The sequence below is a fragment of the Candidatus Pseudothioglobus sp. uisw_142 genome (assembly GCF_059512465.1).
Genome location: NZ_CM183452.1, coordinates 710,955 through 733,917, shown reverse-complemented (window position 1 = coordinate 733,917; position 22,963 = coordinate 710,955). Strand labels below are relative to the sequence as shown.

General features: G+C 39.5%; 19 protein-coding genes, 1 tRNA gene and 1 pseudogene. 12 read left to right on the top strand and 9 right to left on the bottom strand.

Going from position 1 to position 22,963, the window contains the following annotated elements; all coding sequences use genetic code 11:
• Positions 1-6: 6 nt before the first annotated feature.
• Positions 7-933 (bottom strand): allantoinase PuuE, encoded by a 927-nt coding sequence (gene puuE, locus AC5YGB_RS03745; RefSeq protein ID WP_496137884.1) that lies wholly within the window; start codon positions 931-933, stop codon positions 7-9.
• 348 nt (positions 934-1,281) lie between these two features.
• Between puuE and AC5YGB_RS03740 the strand changes: the two genes are divergently transcribed.
• The 12 genes from AC5YGB_RS03740 (at position 1,282) to AC5YGB_RS03685 (ending at position 14,929) form a co-directional block, all read left to right on the top strand.
• Complete coding sequence (locus tag AC5YGB_RS03740) at positions 1,282-2,319, top strand: BMP family lipoprotein (RefSeq protein WP_020024120.1); 1,038 nt, start codon at positions 1,282-1,284, stop codon at positions 2,317-2,319.
• Between the two features lie 145 nt (positions 2,320-2,464).
• Complete coding sequence (locus tag AC5YGB_RS03735; RefSeq protein ID WP_496137883.1) at positions 2,465-4,021, top strand: ATP-binding cassette domain-containing protein; 1,557 nt, start codon at positions 2,465-2,467, stop codon at positions 4,019-4,021.
• Entirely contained in the window at positions 4,018-5,118 is a 1,101-nt protein-coding gene (locus AC5YGB_RS03730; protein WP_020025781.1) for an ABC transporter permease, read from the top strand. The genes AC5YGB_RS03735 and AC5YGB_RS03730 overlap by 4 nt, the downstream gene beginning before the upstream one ends.
• A complete protein-coding gene (locus AC5YGB_RS03725; RefSeq protein WP_020024123.1) occupies positions 5,115-6,089 on the top strand; it encodes an ABC transporter permease in 975 nt (324 codons plus the stop codon). The genes AC5YGB_RS03730 and AC5YGB_RS03725 overlap by 4 nt, the downstream gene beginning before the upstream one ends.
• 2 nt (positions 6,090-6,091) lie before the next feature.
• Complete coding sequence (cdd, locus tag AC5YGB_RS03720) at positions 6,092-6,484, top strand: cytidine deaminase (protein ID WP_053820240.1); 393 nt, start codon at positions 6,092-6,094, stop codon at positions 6,482-6,484.
• A complete protein-coding gene (locus tag AC5YGB_RS03715) occupies positions 6,484-7,287 on the top strand; it encodes a purine-nucleoside phosphorylase (protein WP_496137882.1) in 804 nt (267 codons plus the stop codon). Before cdd ends, AC5YGB_RS03715 begins: the two co-directional genes overlap by 1 nt.
• Before the next feature lie 21 nt (positions 7,288-7,308).
• Complete coding sequence (gene deoC, locus AC5YGB_RS03710) at positions 7,309-8,355, top strand: deoxyribose-phosphate aldolase (RefSeq protein ID WP_496137881.1); 1,047 nt, start codon at positions 7,309-7,311, stop codon at positions 8,353-8,355.
• A 9-nt stretch (positions 8,356-8,364) separates the two neighbouring features.
• Positions 8,365-10,728, top strand: coding sequence for an aldehyde dehydrogenase family protein (locus AC5YGB_RS03705; RefSeq protein ID WP_496137880.1), 2,364 nt, complete (start codon positions 8,365-8,367; stop codon positions 10,726-10,728).
• 10 nt (positions 10,729-10,738) lie between these two features.
• Complete coding sequence (gene deoA / locus AC5YGB_RS03700) at positions 10,739-12,094, top strand: thymidine phosphorylase (protein ID WP_496137879.1); 1,356 nt, start codon at positions 10,739-10,741, stop codon at positions 12,092-12,094.
• Positions 12,087-13,301: a phosphopentomutase gene (locus AC5YGB_RS03695; RefSeq protein ID WP_496137878.1), complete on the top strand. Its 1,215-nt coding sequence runs from the start codon at positions 12,087-12,089 to the stop codon at positions 13,299-13,301. The genes deoA and AC5YGB_RS03695 overlap by 8 nt, the downstream gene beginning before the upstream one ends.
• Complete coding sequence (add, locus tag AC5YGB_RS03690; RefSeq protein ID WP_496137877.1) at positions 13,302-14,294, top strand: adenosine deaminase; 993 nt, start codon at positions 13,302-13,304, stop codon at positions 14,292-14,294. It begins immediately after the preceding gene.
• A 68-nt stretch (positions 14,295-14,362) separates the two neighbouring features.
• Positions 14,363-14,929, top strand: a complete 567-nt coding sequence (locus tag AC5YGB_RS03685; RefSeq protein WP_496137876.1) for a phosphoribosyltransferase family protein — start codon at positions 14,363-14,365, stop codon at positions 14,927-14,929.
• A 138-nt stretch (positions 14,930-15,067) separates the two neighbouring features.
• On the opposite strand, the gene oppF is transcribed toward AC5YGB_RS03685, so the two are convergent.
• The 8 genes and pseudogenes from oppF to rpsA form a co-directional block, all read right to left on the bottom strand.
• The gene (oppF, locus tag AC5YGB_RS03680; protein WP_496137875.1) at positions 15,068-16,054 is read right to left on the bottom strand and encodes a murein tripeptide/oligopeptide ABC transporter ATP binding protein OppF; all 987 of its coding nucleotides are present in this window, start codon (positions 16,052-16,054) and stop codon (positions 15,068-15,070) included.
• Positions 16,051-17,022: an oligopeptide/dipeptide ABC transporter ATP-binding protein gene (locus AC5YGB_RS03675; RefSeq protein WP_496137874.1), complete on the bottom strand. Its 972-nt coding sequence runs from the start codon at positions 17,020-17,022 to the stop codon at positions 16,051-16,053. The genes oppF and AC5YGB_RS03675 overlap by 4 nt, the downstream gene beginning before the upstream one ends.
• A gap of 6 nt (positions 17,023-17,028) precedes the next feature.
• Positions 17,029-17,955, bottom strand: a complete 927-nt coding sequence (locus AC5YGB_RS03670) for an ABC transporter permease subunit (RefSeq protein WP_496137873.1) — start codon at positions 17,953-17,955, stop codon at positions 17,029-17,031.
• A 4-nt stretch (positions 17,956-17,959) separates the two neighbouring features.
• On the bottom strand, positions 17,960-18,883 hold the full coding sequence (oppB, locus tag AC5YGB_RS03665) for an oligopeptide ABC transporter permease OppB (RefSeq protein WP_026364868.1): 924 nt from the start codon (positions 18,881-18,883) through the stop codon (positions 17,960-17,962).
• A gap of 105 nt (positions 18,884-18,988) precedes the next feature.
• Positions 18,989-20,614 carry an ABC transporter substrate-binding protein gene (locus tag AC5YGB_RS03660; RefSeq protein ID WP_496137872.1) on the bottom strand — a complete coding sequence of 542 codons (1,626 nt, stop codon included), beginning with the start codon at positions 20,612-20,614 and terminating at the stop codon, positions 18,989-18,991.
• 148 nt (positions 20,615-20,762) lie between these two features.
• Positions 20,763-20,838: transfer RNA gene (locus AC5YGB_RS03655), tRNA-Lys, on the bottom strand.
• 51 nt (positions 20,839-20,889) lie between these two features.
• The gene (locus AC5YGB_RS03650; protein ID WP_496137871.1) at positions 20,890-21,186 is read right to left on the bottom strand and encodes an HU family DNA-binding protein; all 297 of its coding nucleotides are present in this window, start codon (positions 21,184-21,186) and stop codon (positions 20,890-20,892) included.
• 28 nt (positions 21,187-21,214) lie between these two features.
• Positions 21,215-22,891: pseudogene (rpsA, locus tag AC5YGB_RS03645) on the bottom strand (30S ribosomal protein S1); the annotation flags it as partial.
• Positions 22,892-22,963 lie beyond the last annotated feature (72 nt).

Sequence of the window (22,963 nt, the reverse complement as noted above, 5' to 3'; positions counted from 1 at the left end):
CTAAATCTAAAAATTGTTATGCCAATGGTCTGCAATATCTCTTCTAGAGCATAACCAAACATTATCAAAAGTTTTAATATATTCTAAAAATCTTCTCATGGCCATAATCCTCCCAGGCCTTCCCAGTATTCTTGCATGCATCCCGACCGACATCATTTTAGGGCTAGTCTCTCCTTCTTTATATAAAGCATCAAAGCTATCTTTCAAATAATTAAAAAATTGATCACCTGAATTAAAGCCTTGGGGCGATGCAAACCTCATATCATTTACATCTAAGGTATATGGAATGATTAAGTGCTTCTTTTCAGTGTCAAAGCTATTTGCCCAATAAGGTAAATCATCGTCATAAGCGTCGCTGTCATAGAGAAATCCACCCTCTTCAATAATTAGCCTCCTTGTATTTGGGCTATTTCTTCCTGTATACCATCCTTCGGGTCTCTTTCCTAAGAACTCTGTCAGCATTGAAATACAATCTTTGATGTGATCTCGTTCAGTATTTTCATCAACATACTGGTAGTCTATCCAGCGAAAACCATGGGCACAAATATCATAATTATGCTCAACTAAATAATTAGCTAATTCTTTATTTCTAGCTATCGCAAGAGCCACAGCAAAAACAGTGATTGGGATATCAAACTCTTTAAAAAGTCGAAGTATTCTCCAAACTCCGGCCCTTGATCCATATTCATAGATCGATTCCATACTCATATGTCTGACACCTTCATATGGCTTTGCGCCAACGATTTCAGAGAGAAAGGCTTCGGAAGCATTATCACCATGAAGTATGCAATTTTCACCACCCTCCTCATAGTTAAGAACAAACTGAACGGCTATTTTTGCATTATTAGGCCACTTTGGGTTGATAGAGTTTTGCCCATATCCAGTCATATCGCGTGGATAACTATTAAGACTCTGAATGATCTTTTTATTCATAATAATTTTAACTATAAATGACTTTACACGGTTCAAAATGCATTAATTATATGCCTAAATTTGATATCGATTATTGTAAACATTCATTTATTAGAATTCAAATAATTGATAAAAAATAATTAACCAACATGGCTGAAAGATACTAAAGATGAAAGAATAAAAAATATATCAATTTTTTTTTGACAAAGACCTCCTTCCAGAATAGAATATTGACAACTCGGGAATTTATTTTCTATATACTTTAAACTAAACTTGAGTTAAATATTAAAGATGTCTTAGCTGTCTTTTTTTTAATGACGGTTTTTCTTTCTATTTATAAATGAGATTAATAACTAAGGAGAGTACACAATGAAAAACATGAAACGTTCACATTTGAGTGGATTGATCAAAAAAACTGGCTTAGCGGTCATTGCTTCTACGTTTCTTTTAGCAGCACCGATAGCTCAAGCTGATGGACATGTTAAACCAGCAGTTGTTTATGATACTGCCGGTAAGAATGACAAGTCTTTTAACGAGGCTGTTTTTAATGGTATTACTAGATTCATGAATGATACTGGAATAGCTGTTACTGAACTTGAACCAACTAACGAAGCCATGATGGAGCAAAGTCTTAAGAAATTTGCTCAACGTGGTTATTCACCAGTTGTTGCTGTAGGTTTTACTATGGCTAATGCGGTTGCTGCTGCAGCTGCAGAATATCCGGATACTCAGTTCACTATTATTGATGGTGTCGTTGACGCTCCAAATGTTCAAAACGTTATCTATAAAGAGCACGAAGGTTCTTTTCTAGTTGGTGTTATGGCTGCTATGGCTTCAAACTCAGGAACTGTTGGATTTGTTGGTGGAATGGACATTCCATTAATTAGTCGTTTTGAGTGTGGCTATAAGCAAGGTGTTGCACATGCTGACAGCTCAATGAATGTTTTAGCTCAGATGACTGGTTCTACACCTGCTGCATGGGGTAATCCAACTAAGGGTGGTGAAATTACTCGTAGCCAAGTTGAAAATGGCGCTGACGTAGTTTATGCTGCTGCTGGTGGAACTGGTATTGGTGTGTATCAAACTGCTGCAGATATGGGTGTTTTAGCGATTGGTGTTGACTCAAACCAAAACTATATGCAACCAGGAACTATGCTTACTTCTATGTATAAGAAGGTAGGATTAGCTGCTTATAACAGTTTTGCAGCTGCTGTTGCTGGTAACTGGGAAGCTGGTTTTAGTGTTAACGGTGTTGCAGAAGACGGCGTTGGTGCTGCAATGGACGAGTATAACGCAGACCTAGTTTCTGCTGATATGCTTGCTGCTGTTGATGCTGCTAGAGCCGCAATTATTTCTGGTGACATCGTAGTACATGACTACATGAGCGATAATAGCTGCCCTCTATAAAGAGTAGCTTTTTTATCCTATAAACATCCGGCCCAAAAGGCCGGATGTTTTTTTTAACTTTAATATGTGATTTTTGTAAGACTATATATTAAAGTTTTAAACGCTTACAACTATAATGAATCTATTTATCGGTTAAAAAATATCTATGGCTAAGTCAAATATTGCTATTGAACTTATAAATGTAGATAAACATTTCGGAGCTGTTCACGCTAACGACAAGGTTAACTTGAGCGTTGAATCTGGCTCAATTCATGGAATTGTGGGAGAGAACGGTGCCGGTAAATCTACACTGATGAGTATCCTATATGGTTTCTATCAGGCAGACTCTGGCCAAATTAAAGTCTTTGACAAAGACTTTAGAGCTACAAGCTCAAAGCAATCTATCGAAGCAGGAATTGGGATGGTCCATCAGCACTTTATGCTTGTGGATAACTTTACAGTACTAGAGAATGTAGTTCTTGGTAGTGAAGGTGGCGCCCTAATAACTGAAAGTCTCTCCAATGCTAGAATTGAGTTAACTAGGCTAGCTAAGGAATATGGATTGGAAGTTGAACTTGATATTGCTGTAGAAGAGCTCTCAGTTGGAATGCAGCAACGAGTTGAAATACTTAAAGGGCTTTATAAGGGTGCCAAAGTACTCATTTTGGATGAGCCGACTGGGGTTTTAACACCTCAAGAGTCTGATGAATTATTCCGAATATTTGAGGCACTCAAAAATCAAGGCGTCACTATCATATTGATCACTCATAAGTTGCGTGAAATAATGAGCATTACTGATCACGTTTCAGTCATGCGTGCAGGAAAAATGGTTGCACATCGCGAAACCAAGAAAACCAACCCTGAAGAACTTGCAGAGCTAATGATTGGTAGAAAAGTTTTACTTAATATTGAGAAGTCTAAAGCCAAAATAGGTAGCCCTGTCCTCACAGCAAAGAACCTTGAAATTAAAAATGAGCAAGGCTTAAAACGTGTATCCAATATTAGCTTTGAAGCTCGTTCCGGTGAAATATTAGGCATTGCTGGTGTTACTGGCAACGGCCAGGGAACACTTTTAAAAGCTTTAGCAGGAATTCTTCCGATCTCTAAAGGTTCAATTGAAATTATGGGGGAGACGATTTCCTCTAGTAATAAACTTAACCCTGAACAACTTCGAAATTTAGGTGTTGCGCATGTTCCTGAAGATCGTCAAAGAATGGGAATGATTTCTGAATTCACTGCAAGTGAAACAGCTCTTTTGGGCTACCATAATGACAAAAATATTAACCAGGGAGTTTGGTTGAAACGAGCCTCAGTTAAAGCCAACTGCGAATCCTTGATGAAGGCCTTTGATGTGAGACCAAGCAATCCAAACCTTATGTCGTCAAATTTCTCAGGTGGAAACCAGCAAAAACTCATTTTAGCCAGAGAGTTTGAGAGAGACCCTGAAGTTCTAATTATTGGTCAGCCTACGAGAGGTGTTGACATTGGTGCCATTGAATTCATTAGAAAACGAATCATCGAAATGAGAGATGCTGGAAAAGCTATTATCTTAATCTCTGTTGAGTTAGAAGAAATCATGTCGCTCAGTGATCGAATTATTGTGATGTGTGATGGAGAAATAACTGGGACAGTTAACGGTGCAGAAGCTGATGAAGCGACGCTAGGCATGATGATGGCTAATGCCCTTGAAACTGAAGAAGAAATGAAAGGAGCTCAGCTATGAATCGTGAGAGACGCCTGTCATGGATTAATGGCCTCCTACTGCCACTACTCAATGTCTTGACGGCCTTTTTAGCAACTGCCGTGGTATTTCTTTTAATCGGAGTTGATCCAATCGAGGCAACTAAGATATTAATTTATGGAGCGCTTGGCTACGATGAAGGTTTAGGTTATACGCTTTATTATGCTACCAATTTTGTTTTTACTGGTTTAGCTGTTGCGGTTGCTTTTCATGCTGGATTGTTCAATATTGGTGGTGAGGGCCAAGCCTATGTTGGAGGTCTTGGAACTGCTTTAGTAGCGCTTTATCTTAATCCAGCCTTAAGTGCCTGGATTGTCATCCCTTTAGCGATATCTGGTGGCTTATTATTTGGCGCCCTATGGGCTATTATTCCAGCTTATTTGCAGGCGTATCGTGGCAGTCATATTGTTATTACAACCATTATGTTTAACTTTTTAGCTTCAGCATTGATGGTCTATGTTCTTGTCAATGTTTTAAGAGAAGTTGGAGAAATGTCACCTGAAAGTGGTGACTTTATTAAAGCTTCATGGCTCCCTTTTGTTCATGATATTTTTGCTAGTTTTGGTTACAAGATTGCTAAATCCCCCCTTAATTTATCGATTCTTGTTGCTTTATTTTTCTCAGGGTTGGTTTGGTTTTTCCTTTGGCATACTCGCTGGGGTTTTGCAATTCGTGCTGTCGGCAAAAGCAATGATGCGGCGATCTATGGCGGTATAAATCCAAAGAAAATAATTATTGTAACAATGTGCATTTCTGGGGCCTTAGCTGGCTTAGTTGGAATCAATGAACTTATGGGTGTTCAGCATCGGTTGTTCTTAAACTTTAATTATGGCTATGGTTTTGGTGGAATTGCAGTTGCACTTATGGGTCGCAACCATCCTATTGGAATTCTTATTGCTGCATTCTTGTTTGGAATCCTTTATCAAGGTGGTGCGGAACTTGACTTTGAACTTCAAAACGTTTCTAGGGATATTGTTGTGGTCATGCAGGGTCTTGTTATTTTGTTTTGTGGTGGCCTAGAATATCTTTATCGACCTGTTTTAATTCGCTTTTTAGCCCCTATTGAGGTAACAGAATGAGTGATTTTTTCTTAAGCACTGTATTGACATTAGATGCATCTGTTCGAGTTTGTGTTCCCCTAATTTTTGCATCCATGGCTGGTCTTTTTGCTGAACGATCAGGTGTCGTTGATATTGGACTTGAGGGTAAGCTCTTAATGTCTGCCTTTATTGCTGCAAGTGCCGCTGCAATTTTTGGCTCTCCATGGATTGGGTTGCTAGCTGGTATTTTTGCATCCGCTGCTCTTGCAATGATTCATGGCTTCGCATCCATTACCTACAAAGGAAATCAGATTGTGAGTGGAGTTGCAATTAATATCTTGGCGGCTGGACTCACAATGATCCTAAGCCTGGCATGGTTTAAGAAAGCTGGAATTACTCCAACCCTTAAAAATGACCAAAGGTTTCTATCGATTGACTTGCCAGGTCTTGAACTAGTCGATCATATACCCGTTTTAGGAGTTATTTATAGAGAGCTTATCAGTGGGCATAACATTTTGGTTTACCTTGCTTTTGCAATTGTTCCTATGGTTTGGTGGGTTGTGTTTCGCACTCGATTTGGTCTTCGACTTCGAGCTGTAGGAGAGAACCCAAAGGCAGTTGATACTGCCGGAATTTCTGTTGAAGCTCTTAGATATAAAGCACTTTTAATAGGCGGAATTTTATGTGGAATTGGGGGTGTATATCTTGCTACAGCCTATAATGCACAGTTTGTCAAAGACATGACTGCTGGTAGTGGGTTTATTGCTCTTGCTGCCCTTATTTTTGGAAAATGGCACCCCTATAAAGTACTCGCAGCGTGCTTTCTATTTGCTTTTTTAGATGCTATCTCGATAAGGCTTCAGGGTATAGCTATCCCTGGTGTTGGCGAAATTCCTGTTCAACTCATTGAAGCAACACCTTATATTCTAACAATTATTCTGCTAGCTGGGTTTATTGGAAAAGCTGTCCCACCTAAAGCTTCTGCACAGCCTTACATTAAGGAGTTATAGAAATGAATGAAGAGAGCAACATCAAAGCTACTAAGGAAGCTATGAGCAAAGCATACGTGCCCTATTCAAACTATCCAGTTGGTGTCTTAATTATTACAGACAAAGGCAATAAGTTCACTGGATGTAATGTTGAAAATGCAAGCTATCCCCTTGGAAATTGTGCAGAAGCGTCTGCTATCGCAGCAATGGTTATGGGTGGAGAGAGAAAAATAAATCAAATTTATGTAATGACAAAAAATGATGAAGGTGGAATACCTTGTGGCGGCTGTAGACAAAGAATTAGAGAGTTCTCAGATTCAACTACGCAGATTATTATGTGCTCGCCAGATGGCATTCAAAATCGAATGAATCTATCTGAGCTTCTCCCTCAATCATTTGGACCGGAGCACCTCTAATGAGTCAAGTGCAAGATTGTGTTGATGTTATTCATCAACATACTAAGGGCTTTAAGCCTCAAATTGGACTTATCCTAGGTTCAGGATTAGGGCAATTTTGTGACAACATGAAAACAGAGTCTAGCCTTGACTTTAAGGACTTGCCAGGCTTTCCTGTGGCTGGTGTTGGGGGTCATGCTGGGAAGCTTTTGTTTGGTGAAATTAAAGAGACTAAGGTTGTTATCATGCAGGGCCGCGCCCATTATTATGAACAGGGTCAGGCCAGTATTATGGCAGTAGCTATTCAAACTTTATGTGCAATCGGCTGTGAAAGCTTAGTTTTAACTAATGCTGCAGGAAGCACAGTCAAGGAAGCCTCACCTGGAAGTGTTATGCTAATAACGGACCATATTAACATGACAGGCGTTTCCCCACTTTTTGGAGCTGAAGGAAATGAGCGGTTTGTTGACATGGTTAACGCATATGATCCAAAATTAAATGATGATATGCGCTTATCAGCAGCTCAAAATAACATAAGTTTACATGAAGGCGTATATGCTTGGTTTAGTGGACCTCAATTTGAAACTCCTGCTGAAATTAATGCAGTTAAAGTACTAGGTGCCCATGCTGTAGGGATGTCAACTGTTCCAGAAGTCATTTTAGCTCGCCATCAGGGTATTCGGCTATGTGCTCTCTCAGTGATAACAAATTATGCAGCAGGAATGGGTGATACTAAAATAAGCCACGAACAAACAATTGCTTTTGCAAATAAAGCTGCAGAGACAGTTGAAAAAATCTTAATTTCTTATCTAAAAAATCAGTAATATGAATTGAGCATAAAGACTATGAATACTAAAAAAAACTCAACTAATAATCTTGATTCTTTAGAGGATAACAAAATCATTAATTTGGTCGATTCACACCCAATTGAAGAGTATAAAGATAATATAAGAAACCCTGGTATAGATTTCAGACTTGATGAAATCTCCAGCATATCAATTAACAAAAGTGCTGTAGATAGGCGTTGTAGTAATTATGGGACTCGTCGAAGTATTAAAAAAGACAAGCAAGCTGCTTGGCTTCTTAAGGCAATCAGTTTAATGGACTTAACTACACTTTCTGGTGACGATACAGAGGCCCGTGTTAAGCGCCTTTGTCGCAAAGCAAAGCAGCCTATTAGTTCGAATCTTGAAAAGCAGCTAGGCGTTCAGTCCTTAAACTTAAGTGTCGCTGCCATCTGCGTTTATCACGATATGCTTAGTGCAGCTAAAAATATAATAAAGGACACCAATATTCATCTTGCTGCAGTTTCTACTGGCTTTCCTGCAGGCCTTTCTCCACTTCCTCTCAGACTTCAAGAAATTCAATACTCGGTAGATTCTGGTGCTAATGAAATTGATATCGTTATCAGCAGAAGACATGTGTTAGATGGAAACTGGGAAGCATTATATGAAGAAGTTAAGCTTTTTAGAGAAAAGTGTGGTGATGCCCATATGAAAACAATATTAGCTACTGGTGAGCTAGGAAACCTTACAAACATTGCAAAAGCTTCGCAAATTTGTATGATGGCTGGTGCGGACTTTATAAAAACATCGACTGGAAAAGAGCCGACTAATGCAACTCTTCCTGTCAGTCTTGTAATGACTAGAATGATTAGAGATTTTTATACTGAGACTGGCATTAAAATTGGCTTTAAAGCTGCTGGTGGAATTAGTGATACCAAGACTGCACTTTTGTATATGACAATGATTAGAGAAGAATTAGGTCGTCGTTGGTTGGAGCCTGATTTATTTAGATTTGGTGCATCTAGTCTTTTGGGAGATATTGAACGTCAGTTAGATCACTTTTCGTCAGGATTCTATTCAGCCCCTTACCGTCATCCAATCGCATAGGACTTATATATGACACTTTTAAAATCTTTTGAAGACCTTGATTATAGTGAAGCGCTTGAAAGCAATAAGGAGGCACAGGATTGGCTTGAAAGCAATAATCGCAGATTTGGTCAACTGATTAATGGCAAATTTGTCACCGCTAAAAATGCTAAGTTAATTGAGAGTCTAAACCCATCCACTAGTGAATTATTGGCTCATATAGAAATTGCAAACTCTGAGCAGCTAGAATCTGCAGTAAAGTCAGCTAGAAAAGCTCAGCCCTCTTGGGAAAAACTTGGAGGACATGGACGTGCAAAAGCTCTTTACGCCCTAGCAAGGTTAATGCAAAAACATGCTAGAATCATATCTGTTCTCGAAACACTCGATAATGGTAAACCCATTCGAGAAAGTCGAGATATCGACATTCCTCTTGCCATTCGACATTTTTATCACCATGCCGGATGGGCCCAACTTCAAGAAAAAGATTTTTCTAGTTATCAGTCGATTGGAGTTGTTGCACAAATCGTACCCTGGAATTTTCCATTATTAATGCTCTCATGGAAGATTGCGCCTGCCCTTGCCATGGGGAATACAATTGTCTTCAAGGCGGCAGAACAAACCCCGATTACTGCGATGTTCTTTGCACAGCTATGCAACGAGGCTGGGATTCCTCCTGGCGTCATTAATATGATCAATGGAGATGGGGTTATTGGCGCGGAACTTGCTGCACATAAGGGTGTAGATAAAGTTGCATTTACCGGTTCAACTGCTGTGGGTCAGTCCATCAGAAAAAGCACTGCTGGCCAAGGAAAAAAACTTACTCTGGAGCTGGGTGGAAAGTCAGCTTTCATTGTCTTCGAAGATGCAGATCTTGATGCTGCAGTTGAAGGTTTAGTTGACTCCATTTGGTTTAATCAGGGTGAGGTTTGTTGTGCTGGTTCAAGGTTACTCGTTCAGGCTGAAGTGGCTAAAGAGCTTCACCTAAAAATTAAGAGAAGAATTAAACAATTAAGGCTGGGTAAACCTTTAGATAAGTCGACAGATTTAGGAAGCCTTGTAAGTAAAACTCAATTTAATAGAGTGAGTGAAATGGTCCAAGAGGGTTTGAATCATGGTGGTGAAATCTATCAAGCTTGTGATATTGATGAAAAAGGAAATTATTATCCCCCTACTCTCATTACCGACGTAGACTCAAGTCACCCTCTAGTTCAGGAGGAAATTTTTGGTCCTGTACTTGTCTCTATGACATTCAGAACTCAATCTGAAGCAGTAGAGCTAGCAAATAATAGTCGGTATGGTCTAGCAGCCAGTGTCTGGAGCGAAAATATAAACCGTGCTATGGACGTAGCCCCTAAAGTTAAAGCTGGGGTTATCTGGATTAATTGTCACAACCAGTTTGATGCATCATGTGGTTTTGGCGGTGTAAGAGAGTCAGGATTTGGAAGGGAAGGTGGAAAAGAGGGTCTGTATGAATACGTTAAGCCCCTTGGACTAAAGTTACCTGACAAAACATCTTCAATCTCTGCATCACTCAAACCAAAAGACAATGTCATTGATCGCACTCTGAAGTTTTACATTGGCGGCAAGCAAGTTAGGCCTGATGGTGGCCATAGCCTTGCTACTTTCAATGCAGATGGAACTCATGCTGTTTACGTAGGATCTGGCAATAGAAAAGATATACGGAATGCGGTCAGTGCCGCCTCCAAGGCTTCATCTTGGGGCTCCCAAAGTGGCCATGCAAGAGCTCAAGTCATCTATTTCATTGCAGAAAACTTATCGGTTAGAGAGTCTGAATGGATTCAACGATTGGTGTCTTTGTGTGGCGTTTCAAAAAAACAAGCTAAAGCACAATTTGATCAGAGTATTAGTAGACTTTTTAGCTACGCAGCTTGGGCTGATAAATATGATGGTGCTGTCCATAGTGCGCCATATCGAGGCGTTACTATGGCGCTTCCTGAGCCAATTGGAGTACTCTCTCAAATTGCTCCAGAGGAAACACCTCTTCTTTCTACAATTTCATTGATTGCTCCCGCAATAGCCATGGGCAATAGAGTTGTACTTATTCCTAGTGAGAGGTTTGCTAGCGTTGCCCTAGAGTTGGTGCAAGTGTTTGAAACTTCAGATGTTCCCGGTGGTGTCATCAATATTGTCAGTGGCAACAAACGAGAGCTCGCAGAGCAGCTTGCAGGTCATGCTGAAGTCGACGCAATGTGGTGTTGGGCTAGTCAAGAAACGGTCGCGTCAATAGAGACCATTAGTGCAACTGATCTAAAAAGGTTGTGGGTTCATCATGACGGAGACAGAGACTGGCTAGATCCAGAACAAGGTGAAAGCTCAGAATTTCTTAGAAACGCAACAGAAATAAAAAATATTTGGACGCCATACGGCGACTAAGAGTGAACCAATGAGCGAATTATTCCTTCCCCAAGAGTTAATCAGAAAAAAACGTGACGGTATTACTCTAACTGATCCTGAAATCGGCTTTCTTGTTCAGGGCATTAGTGATGGAAGTTTGACTGATGCGCAGCTTGGTGCATTTGCAATGGCTGTATTTAAGTGCGGCATGTCTTTGGATGAGCGTGTTGATTTGACTCGACATATGATGAACTCAGGCGAAACACTTCAATGGGGTCAGCTTGAGCTGGATGGTCCAGTCATTGATAAACACTCAACGGGAGGTGTTGGAGACAAAATAAGCTTAATGCTTGCGCCAATTGTTGCTTCTTGCGGAGGTTATGTTCCTATGATTTCAGGTCGTGGACTGGGACATACAGGTGGGACATTAGATAAACTCGAGAGCATTCCTGGTTATGATGGAACACCTAATAATTCTAAGTTTCAATCTCTTGTTAAAGAGGTGGGTTGCGCTATTATTGGACAAACTGCCAATTTAGCGCCAGCGGATCAGCGCTTTTATGCAACCAGAGACGTTACGGCGACTGTTGAATCGATTGATTTAATTACTGCATCAATATTATCTAAGAAGCTTGCTTCTGGACTCGATGCATTAGTTATGGATATCAAGACAGGTAATGGTGCTTTCGCAGCAGACTTCAAGATGGCTCAAGAGCTAGCCCAAAGCATTGCGAATGTATCGAGTCAATCTGGGGTTCCTACTAGTTGTTTGATTACAGATATGAATCAAGTTCTTGGACATAGTGTAGGAAATGCTACCGAAGTCAGTGAGTGTCTAGATTTTTTAATTAACCCTAATGAAGCAAATACTAGACTATTAAATCTAACAACTGAATTGGCTGCCTATATGCTTCAATTAAGTGGTCTAGAAAAAGATTTAGTTGCAGCCAGAAAGAAATCCCTAGAGGCACTTAATTCTGGCAGGGCTGCCTCTGTATTTGGAAAAATGATATTTGAACTTGGTGGGCCAATAGATTTATTAGAAAATCCATTAAAACACCTACCCTCAATGCCAGTGATTAGCTCAGTAAAGTCTCCATCTTCAGGTTATATCTCAGAGATTGATGTTCGTGCGGTTGGCCTTAGTATGATTCATTTAAAGGCTGGAAGAACGAAGTCTACTGATCCAATAGACCATGGTGTTGGACTGAGCGAAATTGTCAGTATCGGGCAATGGGTTAACAAGGGAGACTCTCTTGCAATGGCGCATTGTCGAGATAAAGATCAATTGAGCTATCTTGAAAAAACGCTTCCATCCTTAATTATTCTGAATGAGAATCAAAATGAAAGTCCTGTTTTAATCCACGAAGTGCTCAGCTCAACAACGGACTCTTCTCATGAATAGAGCAATCATCCTAGTATTGGACTCGCTTGGACTCGGCTCTAGTGATGACGCGCATCTTTATGGTGATGAGGGATCTGATACATTAGGACATATTATCGAAGAATGTGCTTCTGGAAGTGCGAATAGTGATAAACGAACTGGACCCCTAGTCATTCCAAATTTAATTAGATTGGGGCTTGGAGAAGCGGCTATAGCAAGCCGAAAAGCAACTCTTCCAATTGATAGAGTAATCCCAGAAGGTTCTTTTGGATATGCTAAAGAAGTTAGTGCAGGGAAAGATACGCCTAGTGGGCATTGGGAAATTTGTGGACTGCCCGTTCCATTTGAGTGGGGCGTATTTCCAAAGACCAAAAACTGCTTCCCAGAAACACTGATTAATGAACTTATGAAGGAAGGTGATATTCTTGGCACCTTGGCTAATAAGCACGCCTCAGGCACTAAAGTTATCGAAGAATTTGGTGAAGAGCATATCCGCTCTGGATTACCAATCTGCTATACCTCTGCAGACTCAGTATTTCAAATTGCAGCTCACGAAGAGCACTTTGGTCTTGAGAGGCTTTACAAATTATGTGAAGTTGCTAAACGACTCGTTGACCCACTTAACATTACTCGAGTAATTGCAAGGCCCTTTATTGGAAATTCAAAAGATGGATTTAAAAGGACTTCTAATCGAAGAGACATAACAACACCGCCAAATGACTTGACATTACTCGATAACATTATTGAGGCTAAAGGGCAGGTTGTCTCAGTAGGCAAGATTGGTGATATTTTCTCCAATCAAGGCGTCAGCTATACTGTCAAAGCCCCTAATAACATGGGTCTAGTTGATCAGCTTCTCTCAGAAATGAAAAAAGTTAATGAAGGCTTAATCTTTGTTAATCTTGTAGACTTTGATACTAATTTTGGCCATCGCAGAGATCTCTCAGGATATGCTTCGGCGCTTGAAGAGTTTGACAATAGAATTCCTGAAATTGAGTCCAATCTTCAAAAAAATGATCTTGTTCTCATTACTGCTGATCATGGCTGTGACCCATCATGGCCTGGGAGTGACCATACTCGTGAGCATGTTCCAGTAGTATTCTATGGAAAGACAATCAAAAATAACAACCTAGGCAAAAGAGATACTTTTGCAGACATGGGCCAGACCATTGCTCATCACCTCCAAATTAAGTCTCTTAAAAATGGAACAGCTTGCAATCTTCAGTAAATGACAAGCCAGATATCACAACTTCCAAAAATCGAACTTCATAGTCATCTTGAAGGAACTCTCAAACCAGAACTTGTTAATGTCATTGCTAAAAGAAATGGTATTCATGTTGACCAAAATCTTTTCGATAGTCACGGTGAGTATGCCTGGACTGATTTTACTAGCTTTCTTTCTGCCTATGATGCAGCAAGCTCTTGTCTAAAAAATGGTAATGACTATAGGGACATTACTTACGAATACTTTAAGTCTTGTGCCTCAGAAAACGTCATCTATGCTGAAACATTTATCTCTCCGGATCACGCTGCTGATTGCGGAATTACATACGATGACATGATTTCTGGATGTGTTCAAGGAATTGATGATGCTGAGAGGGATTTTGGAATTATTGGTCGCATTATTGTTACTTGCGTCAGACACCTAGGTCCTCAGCAAGGAGTCAATGTTGCCAAACAGATGGTAGACAATCCTCACCCATATATTGTTGGCTTCGGAATGGGTGGTGATGAAAATGCCTTCACTCTTGAAGACTATGCCCCAGCATTTAATATTGCAGCAGAGGCCGGATATCCTTGCACTGTTCATGCTGGAGAGCTATGCGGCCCAGAGAGCGTTTGGGATGCAATTAATTTCCTACCTATTCGACGCATAGGGCATGGCGTCAATAGTATTATGGATGCAAAATTACTTGATGAACTTGTCAAACGCAATATTCATTTAGAGATTTGCCCAGGAAGTAATTTATCTTTGTCCATTTTTGCAGACTGGGAAAGTCACCCTCTCCCATCTTTTATTTCTAAGGGAATCAGTGTTAGCCTTAATTCTGACGATCCACCCTTTTTTCATACCTCTATAGGCTTAGAGTATATCAATAGTGCCAAACATATGGACATAAGTCTTGAAGCACTAAAAAAAATCTCTCTAATGGCGATGGATGCTTCATTTGCAGACGCTGATACAAAATCCCGCCTAATAAATAAAATTATTGAATTCTAAATAACAATTTTATAAATCAAAAGTTAAAAACCCTATAAAATTTATGTATAAATTCTTGGAATCTTAAAATGTCAATTGCAAAAACATATATTACAGCTGATGAACTTGTTCATGACTCCTTTAAACTTGGAGTTCAAATCCATAATAGTGGCTTCAAGCCTGACTTTATTGTAGGCGTTTGGAGAGGAGGAACTCCAGTTGGTATAGCCATTCAAGAAATACTCGCTTATTTAGGAAATGACTCAGACCACATAGCTATTCGTACCTCTTCGTACTATGGTCTAAATCAACAATCTAAAGAGGTGAGAGTTCATGGTATAGACTATCTTATTAGCCACATGAATGCTGAGGATAAATTACTCATTGTTGATGATGTTTTTGATTCTGGAAGAAGCATTAAAGCAATATTAGATACACTTCAAGATAAAGCAAGAAAAAATATTCCACATGACATTCGTATGGCAATGCCTTGGTATAAGCCTGAGAGAAATATTATAGATGTAGAGCCTGATTATTTCATTCATGAAACTGATGATTGGTTAGTTTTCCCACATGAAATGGATGGACTTACAGAAGAAGAAATTTTCGAAAATAAAGAGGGTATGAAGGAAATTTTATCTCAAGTTAAAAAGTAATATGACTAACTCACTTAACCTTTAATTACGTCCCAAAGACCATAAAAGATAGCGAGCCATATCAGCCCTTTTATAAGAAAAAAAAGAAAAGGCAGGCCAATCAATAGCCATTTGTTTTTAATGCGCTTTTTAAGGAATTTAATCACTAAAGTGACAGGCAACGCTATGGCTTGATGAGGATTCGATAAACTCTGGCTTTTCGATTGAGCAAATCTCTTGCGCTTTATGACATCTCGTCCTAAATACACAGCCTGAAGGTGGATTGATTGGTGAGGGTAAGTCACCCTCTATTAAAATTAATTCCTTATTTTTTTCAATACTAGGATCAGGAATTGGGACTGCAGAAATCAGCGCTTGTGTATAGGGGTGCCTCGGATATTGATAAATCTCATTACTGTTTGCAAGTTCAACCATATTTCCCAAATAGAGCACCATAATTTTTGTACTAATATGCTTCACAACACTTAAATCGTGAGCAATAAATATCAGTGCTAAGTCCATCTCTTGCTGTAAATCCATCAGTAAATTTACAACTTGTGCCTGTATCGAAACATCTAGAGCTGAAACTGGCTCATCACAAATAATCAGCTTTGGTTTTAATATTAAAGCGCGAGCTATACCAATTCTTTGGCACTGCCCCCCTGAGAATTCATGAGGATATCTATTAACTAGATTATCAAGAAGTCCCACTTTATTCATCACATCACTCACTCGAGCCTGCACATCAGATTCAGGCGTTTTGGGATAGTGCGTTCTTAAAGGTTCAGCAATAATTTCTCCAATGTTCATTCTTGGATTTAGGCTTGCCAAAGGGTCTTGAAAAATCATTTGGATTTGTTTGCGATATTGCCTTGTTTCAGAATTACTGAGGCTTAGAAGATCATTTCCAAGCCATAGAACCTTGCCAGCTTCAGCTGGAACCATTTTAACAATGGCCCTTGCCAAGGTAGATTTACCGCAGCCTGACTCCCCAACAATGCCTAATGTCTCTCCTGAATTTAAAGTGAACGAAATATCATTCACTGCTTTAAGTTTTTTTGGCTTCGTCCAGGGCATATCGCCTTCAGAACTAACATCAAAGCTTACCTTTAAGTTTTCTACCTGAAGAATTGTCTGTTTACTCATACTATTCTCTCAACCTCGACGTGACAAGCCCTGTAATGACCATTCTTATTTACACTAGACAAAATCGGAGATACGTTTGAGCATTTATCATTAGAGTAATTACATCTTGGTGAAAATGGACAGCCTTCAGGGGGCTTCATCATGTTTGGAGGGTTGCCCGGGATTGTGATTAATCTCTCCTCTGAATCATTCAGTCTAGGAACAGCGCTCATTAAACCCTGAGTGTATGGATGTGTTGGCTTTGAATATAGGCTTTCTGTTTTCCCAATTTCCATGATTTCACCGCCATACATAACCAACATATCATCACTGTTACCAGCAACGATTCCTAGATCATGAGTAATTAAAATAATAGACATCCCAAAGTCTTTCTGAAGGTCTGCCAGAAGCTGCATTATTTGAGCCTGAACTGTAACATCAAGCGCAGTAGTAGGCTCATCAGCGATCAGTAGCTTAGGTCGGCATAATAGAGACATAGCAATCATTACGCGCTGCCTCATCCCTCCTGAGAATTCATGAGGATACATTCTGATTCGGTTACTTGCATCAGGAATCCTTACAGCATCCAGCATGCTAATTGACTGTTTAAGTGCGTCTGATTTTGAGAGTCCTTGATGGTGCACTAGTACTTCAGTCATTTGGTCAGAGACTCTGACATAGGGATTAAGGCTCGTCATCGGGTCTTGAAAAATCATGGCGATTTTTTCTGCTCGAATCTTGTTTAGTTGCTTGTTAGAGAGATTAAGAATTTCTTCGCCTTGAAATTTAACACTTCCAGTTGCGTATCCATTGTGATCCAAAAGACCAGTCATAGCAAATACAGTTTGACTTTTGCCACTACCTGACTCACCAACAATAGCTAAAATCTTCCCTTCATCTAATGAAAAGTTGACATTATTAACAGCGTTGACTTCACCATCAGCGGTTTCAAATCTGACCTTTAGATTGCTGACTTCTAATAAACTCATTTAGAACTACCTTTCCTTTGGATCGAGCGCATCGCGAAGACCATCCCCAATAAAATAAAAACAAAAAAGACTGACAACAAAAAAAGCTAGTGGAAAGAGTAGTTGCCACTCGGTGTCATAACTGATTGTTCCTGCCCCTTCCTTTATTAAAGCGCCCCAGCTAGTTGAAGGCTCCTGAACTCCCAAACCTAAGAAAGAAATAAAACTCTCTGCAAGAATAATTCCAGGAACCAATAAGGTTGCGTAGACTGCTACAATTCCCAAAAGATTAGGAACAATATGACGCGTTATAATCTTGAAATCACTCACACCAGTAACTTTTGCTGCCTCGATAAATTCTTTATTCTTTAGGTTAAGTGTTTGACCTCGAACAATCCTGCTCATATCAAGCCAAGATAGAAGCCCAATTCCAATAAACAGCATCCCAATTGATCGTCCAAAAACTACGAGAAGGAGAATTAAAACAAACATATAGGGAATTGACATCAATATATCAACAATTCGCATCATGATTTGATCTGTCTTGCCTCCTAAATATCCTGAAGTAGCGCCATATAACGTTCCAACAATCACTGCAACTGATGCACCTAACACTCCCACCATTAAGGAAATTTGTGTGCCCTGTATAACTCTTGAATAGAGATCGCGTCCAAGATCATCCGTACCAAAGTAATGGCCACTCTCAATAGAGGGCATTCCAACTCTAGCAGCAGAGCCCATTGCATTCCAATCGATCTGTTCATAGCTCCAGACAGCAAAGTAAGGACCTACAAAGGAAAAAGAAACAATTAGGATTAATACAAATAGACTCAAAGTTGCAGCCTTATTTTGAATAAAACGCAACCTGGCATCTTTCCAGAGAGAGCGTCCAGCTCCATTCTCAGAGAGATTCTCTGCCATATTTTTGATCTTGTTTTTATTAGCCACTATCATTTAATTAATACCGTATTTTGGGGTCTATCCAGGCATATAACAGATCAGCGATCAAACTAAATAAAATAGTAAGCCCCCCTACAACAATTGTTATTCCCATCATGACTGAATAGTCACGATTAAAAGCTGCATTAACAAAAAAGTAGCCCATTCCCCCTGTTGAAAAATAAATATCAATGATAACTGAGCCCGTAATCAGTCCAACGAATGCTGGCCCCAAATAAGAAATAACTGGAAGAAGGGATGGTTTGAGAACATGCCTAAAGAAAATCACCTTCGTTGGAAGGCCTTTAGATTTAGCTGTTCTAATATAGTTAGTGTTTAAGACCTCTAGCATTGATGATCGAGTAATTCGAGCAATTGAAGCCATATAGCTTGTAGAGAGTGCGATCACTGGCATAACGAGGTATTCCCATGAACCCCCATTCCAGCCCCCTCCAGGAAGCCAATCTAACCAGAGTGTAAAAACAATAATTAAAAGAGGTGCCATGACAAAATTTGGTAATACTTGCGCTCCAATTGAGACTCCTACAGCTAGGTAATCTATCCAAGTATTTTTTCGAATAGCTGCGATAGCTCCCAAAGGAATTCCAACTCCAACGGCGGCAATAAATGACCAAAAACCATACTTCAAAGTAATTGGAAAACCATGACCAATTATCTCATTAACAGTTCTGTCATGATATTTGTAGGACGGTCCGAAATCAAACTCAGTGACAACACCCCACAAATAATTAATCATTTGACGCCATATGGGCTGATCTAAGCCATACTTGGCTTCAATATTAGCAAGAACTTGAGCGGGTAGTGGCCTCTCGGATGTAAAGGGACCTCCGGGTGCAGCGTGCATCAAATAGAAACTCACAGCAATTAAGATTAGAAGTGTGGGTATTGCAATTCCAATCCGCTTTATTATGTAGTTGATCATTTCCGAAATAGACCAGTAAATATTTAAAGAATTATTGTACCGTACAAACAAAAAAAAGCACCACACAATAACTGTGTGGTGCTTTATTTTTTTTAGAACTAAAGGTTACTTCGCAACTTTATAAAGGTTACGAGAGTATACGTTCTGTTCTACGTTGTTATAAGGCCAACCTTTAACGTCAGTCTTAAGCATGAATACACCTGCATAGTGATAAATTGGAATCACTGGCATTTCATTTGCCAAGATTTCTTCAACACGAGTGTAATTAGATGATGCATCATCCATAGTTCTAGCATCTAACATTAGAGCGTCTACTTCAGCATTGCTGAATTTACCATCATTGTAGCCAGATGGTGAAGTTAGTAGATCTAGGAATGTTGAAGCTTCGTTATAGTCACCACACCATGCACCACGAGCTAACTCAAAACCTTGAGCACCACGTGTTTTCAAGAATGTTTTCCATTCTTGATTCGCCAAAGTAACTTTAGCACCAAGCACTTCCTTCCACATTTGTTGAGCCGCAATTGCAATCTTCTTATGTCCTTCAGAAGTATTGTAGATGTACTCAAAGCTAAGTGGATTATCAGCACCATAGCCTGCTTCGGCAAGAAGCTCTTTTGCTTTAGCTTCACGCTCATCTTGAGACATTTGGCCAAATGCTACTGGAGGAACTTCAAAACCAGCAGTTGCACCAGGTGTGAATGTGAACGCATTAATTTGCCCTGCTTGCAAGATTTTTTCAGTAATTACTGAACGATCAATCGCATGTGCAAGAGCTTGACGAACTCTAACATCTTTAAAAGCCTCTGGACCACTATCAGACAAGTTAAAAGTCATATAGTAGTTACAAAGTCTTGGGAATGATGTTGCTTCATCAGGATAGTCCTGCTTCAAGCGAATGTATTGACCTGAAGGCACTGTACCTTTGTCAAGTTCATTAGCTAAATAACGAGTAAAGTCAACATTTTCGTCATTAATCACAAGAGCGACAACCTTTTCTAGAATTGTATCATCGTTATTCCAATACATTGGATTACGCTCACGAACTGAACGCTCATTAGGAATATGCTCTGTTAAAACGTAAGCACCATTAGACACAATATTTTCTGGCTTAGTCCAGTCATTTCCTGAAGTTCTAACTATCCATTCAGGTGAAGGAAAGGTAGAAGAGTGAGTCGTCATTGCTGCAAAATATGGCAATGATGAAGTCAATCTTACCTCAAGCGTGTGATTATCTAATGCAGTAACACCTAGAGTTTCAGGTGCAGCATCGCCCGACATTACGTCACCAACATTTTCAAGTGCCATAATTTCAGCAAACCATGAATATGGTGAAGCGGTAGCAGGATCAGCAAGACGTCTCCAAGCATAAACAAAGTCATGTGCAGTTACAGGGTTACCATCTGACCACATCGCGTTATCACGAAGTGTAAATGTATAAACGTCCTTTGCATCATTAGTTGAATATCCAGTAGCAACACCCGGAACAAGATTTCCATCAGCGTCTTGATTCATTAGACCTTCAAAAAGGTCACGAACAATGTCAGCACCTGACACGTCTTCAACAATTTGTGGGTCTACCGAAGTAAATTCGTCCAACAAACTATAAGTAAATGTCTGGTCTTCGGCAAGAGTTTCTCCTGTTACTGGATGTGTCGCTGCAAATACTGCTGATGAAGCAAACAAAGCCAATACAAAACCCGTAGCCAAAGATTTTGGCAAATAGTTCATATTTCTCTCCTTAATATTAAAAAAAACAAAAACCCTTCATATTTAAATGAGGATAAAAGAAGTTTATACTTTTTTTAATGACTAAGGTTATTTTTTGAAGAATTTCAGAGACAAAAAAGCCTGAATTAGTTCAGGCTTTTAAATAATATGGTGGGGCGTGAGCGACTTGAACGCTCGACCAGCGGATTAAAAGTCCGATGCTCTACCAACTGAGCTAACGCCCCATATAAAAACGAGAAATTATACTGAACTAAAGTTCATTAATCAATCGTAAATTAGCCTTTATTAACTGCTTCTTTAAGTTGCTTTCCAGGCTTAAAAAATGGTACAAATTTTTCAGCAACTTCCGTCTTTTGGCCAGTCTTTGGATTAATACCAAGTCTGCCTTTTCTGTGTCTTTTTTGGAAACCGCCAAATCCTCGAACTTCAACACCCTTACCTGAGACAATTGCAGAACTTATCTCTTCTAAAATAATTTCAACGGATTGTTTTGCTTCTGAACGAGTAATTTTAATTTCTTTTGAAACAGCTTCAATGAGATCGATTTTTTTCATATAAAAAGTTGCTGCCATGCCTGAACATAGCAGCTATAGTATATTTTTATTTATCTTTGGCTTCTTTTAATAAGTCACCAAGTGTTGAGCCAGAAGCTTGTGATGACTGACTATTGTAGTCTTCCATAGCAGCTTTCTCTTCAACAGAGTCCTTAGCCTTCATACTGAGGTTTACTTTTCTTGTTCTCTTATCAATTAAAGTAATAGCAACTTCTACTTCCTCTCCTTGCTTAAGAACTGAAGAGGCATCCTCAACTCTGTCTTGTGAAATTTCAGAGGCCTTTAGATAGCCTGTGATACCTTCAGCTAAAACAATAACAGCGCCTCTTGCATCGACTTCTTGAATCGTTCCTTTTACAATCGATCCCTTAGAATTTGCAGTTGCATATTGTGAGAAGTTGTCTGATGTTAATTGCTTAATTCCTAATGAGATTCTTTCCTTCTCAGCGTCTATATTGAGAATAACGACATCCAGTTCTTGACCTTTTGAGTATGTTGAAACGACTTGGTCAGCAGATTGCTTCTCCCAAGAGATATCAGCTAAATGGATAAGTCCATCAATTCCACCAGGAAGTCCAACAAACAGACCAAAGTCAGTGATAGATTTAACAGTAACATTAATCATATCACCCTTATTATGCGATGACTCAAAAGCCTCCCAAGGGTTCTCTTTGGCTTGTTTCATACTTAATGAAATTCTATGCTTTGACTCTTGAACATCAAGAACAACAACTTCAACCTCTTGTCCAAGCTTCACGAACTTAGAAGGTCTGGCATTTGCATTTGTCCAATCCATCTCACTCACATGAACCAATCCTTCAACGCCCTCTTCAATTCTTACGAAAGCTCCATAGTCAGTTAGGTTAGAAACAACACCTGAAACCTTCTTACCCATTGGTAGACGCTCAGAAATATTATCCCAAGGACTTGGCGTTAACTGCTTGAGTCCAAGTGATACTCTCATTTTCTCTTTATCGTAACTTAGAACTTTGACAGTAATCTTGTCACCGATAGAAAGTTTTTCAGATGGATGGTTAACTCTTTGCCAAGAAATATCAGTGATATGAAGCAGGCCATCAACGCCGCCTAGATCCACAAAAGCACCATAGTCAGCAAGGTTCTTAACAATTCCTTCAACCTCTTTACCAGTATCAAGATTCTCAATAAGAGCCTCTCTATCTGCAGAGTTAACTTCTTGCATAACCGCTTTTCTAGAAATTACGATATTATTTCTAACTTCATCCATTTTAATAACTAAAGCTTCAATTTCTTGCCCTAATAGGAAGTCAAAATCTTTAACAGGACGCACATCCACGAGTGAGCCAGGTAAAAAGGCTTTGATGACACCAATATCTACTGTCATTCCACCTTTAACTGATCCTGTAACAATTCCTTTGACGACTTCTTTAGAGTTCATTGCAGCTTCAAGCTCTTGCCACATCTTAATGCGTTTTGCCTTCTCGCGAGATAAAAGCGTATGGCCTAAACCATCATCAATTGAGTCAAGGGCAACTTCAACTACATCACCTTCGGTGATTTCAAGTTCGCCTTTGGCATCTTTAAATTCGTTTAATGAAATAAAACCTTCAGACTTCAAGCCAACATTGATAATCGCTTTTTCGCGATTCATGCTGACGACTGTTCCCATTAATAGGGCGCCCGGTTTTACGTTTTGTTGTATTTCGCTATTCTCAAATAGCTCTGAAAATGATTCTGACATATGATCTCGATGTTGACCGGTAAATGTTAAGTTATATCGGTTTAAACTTAACTCTTATCGGGTTAATTAAAAAAA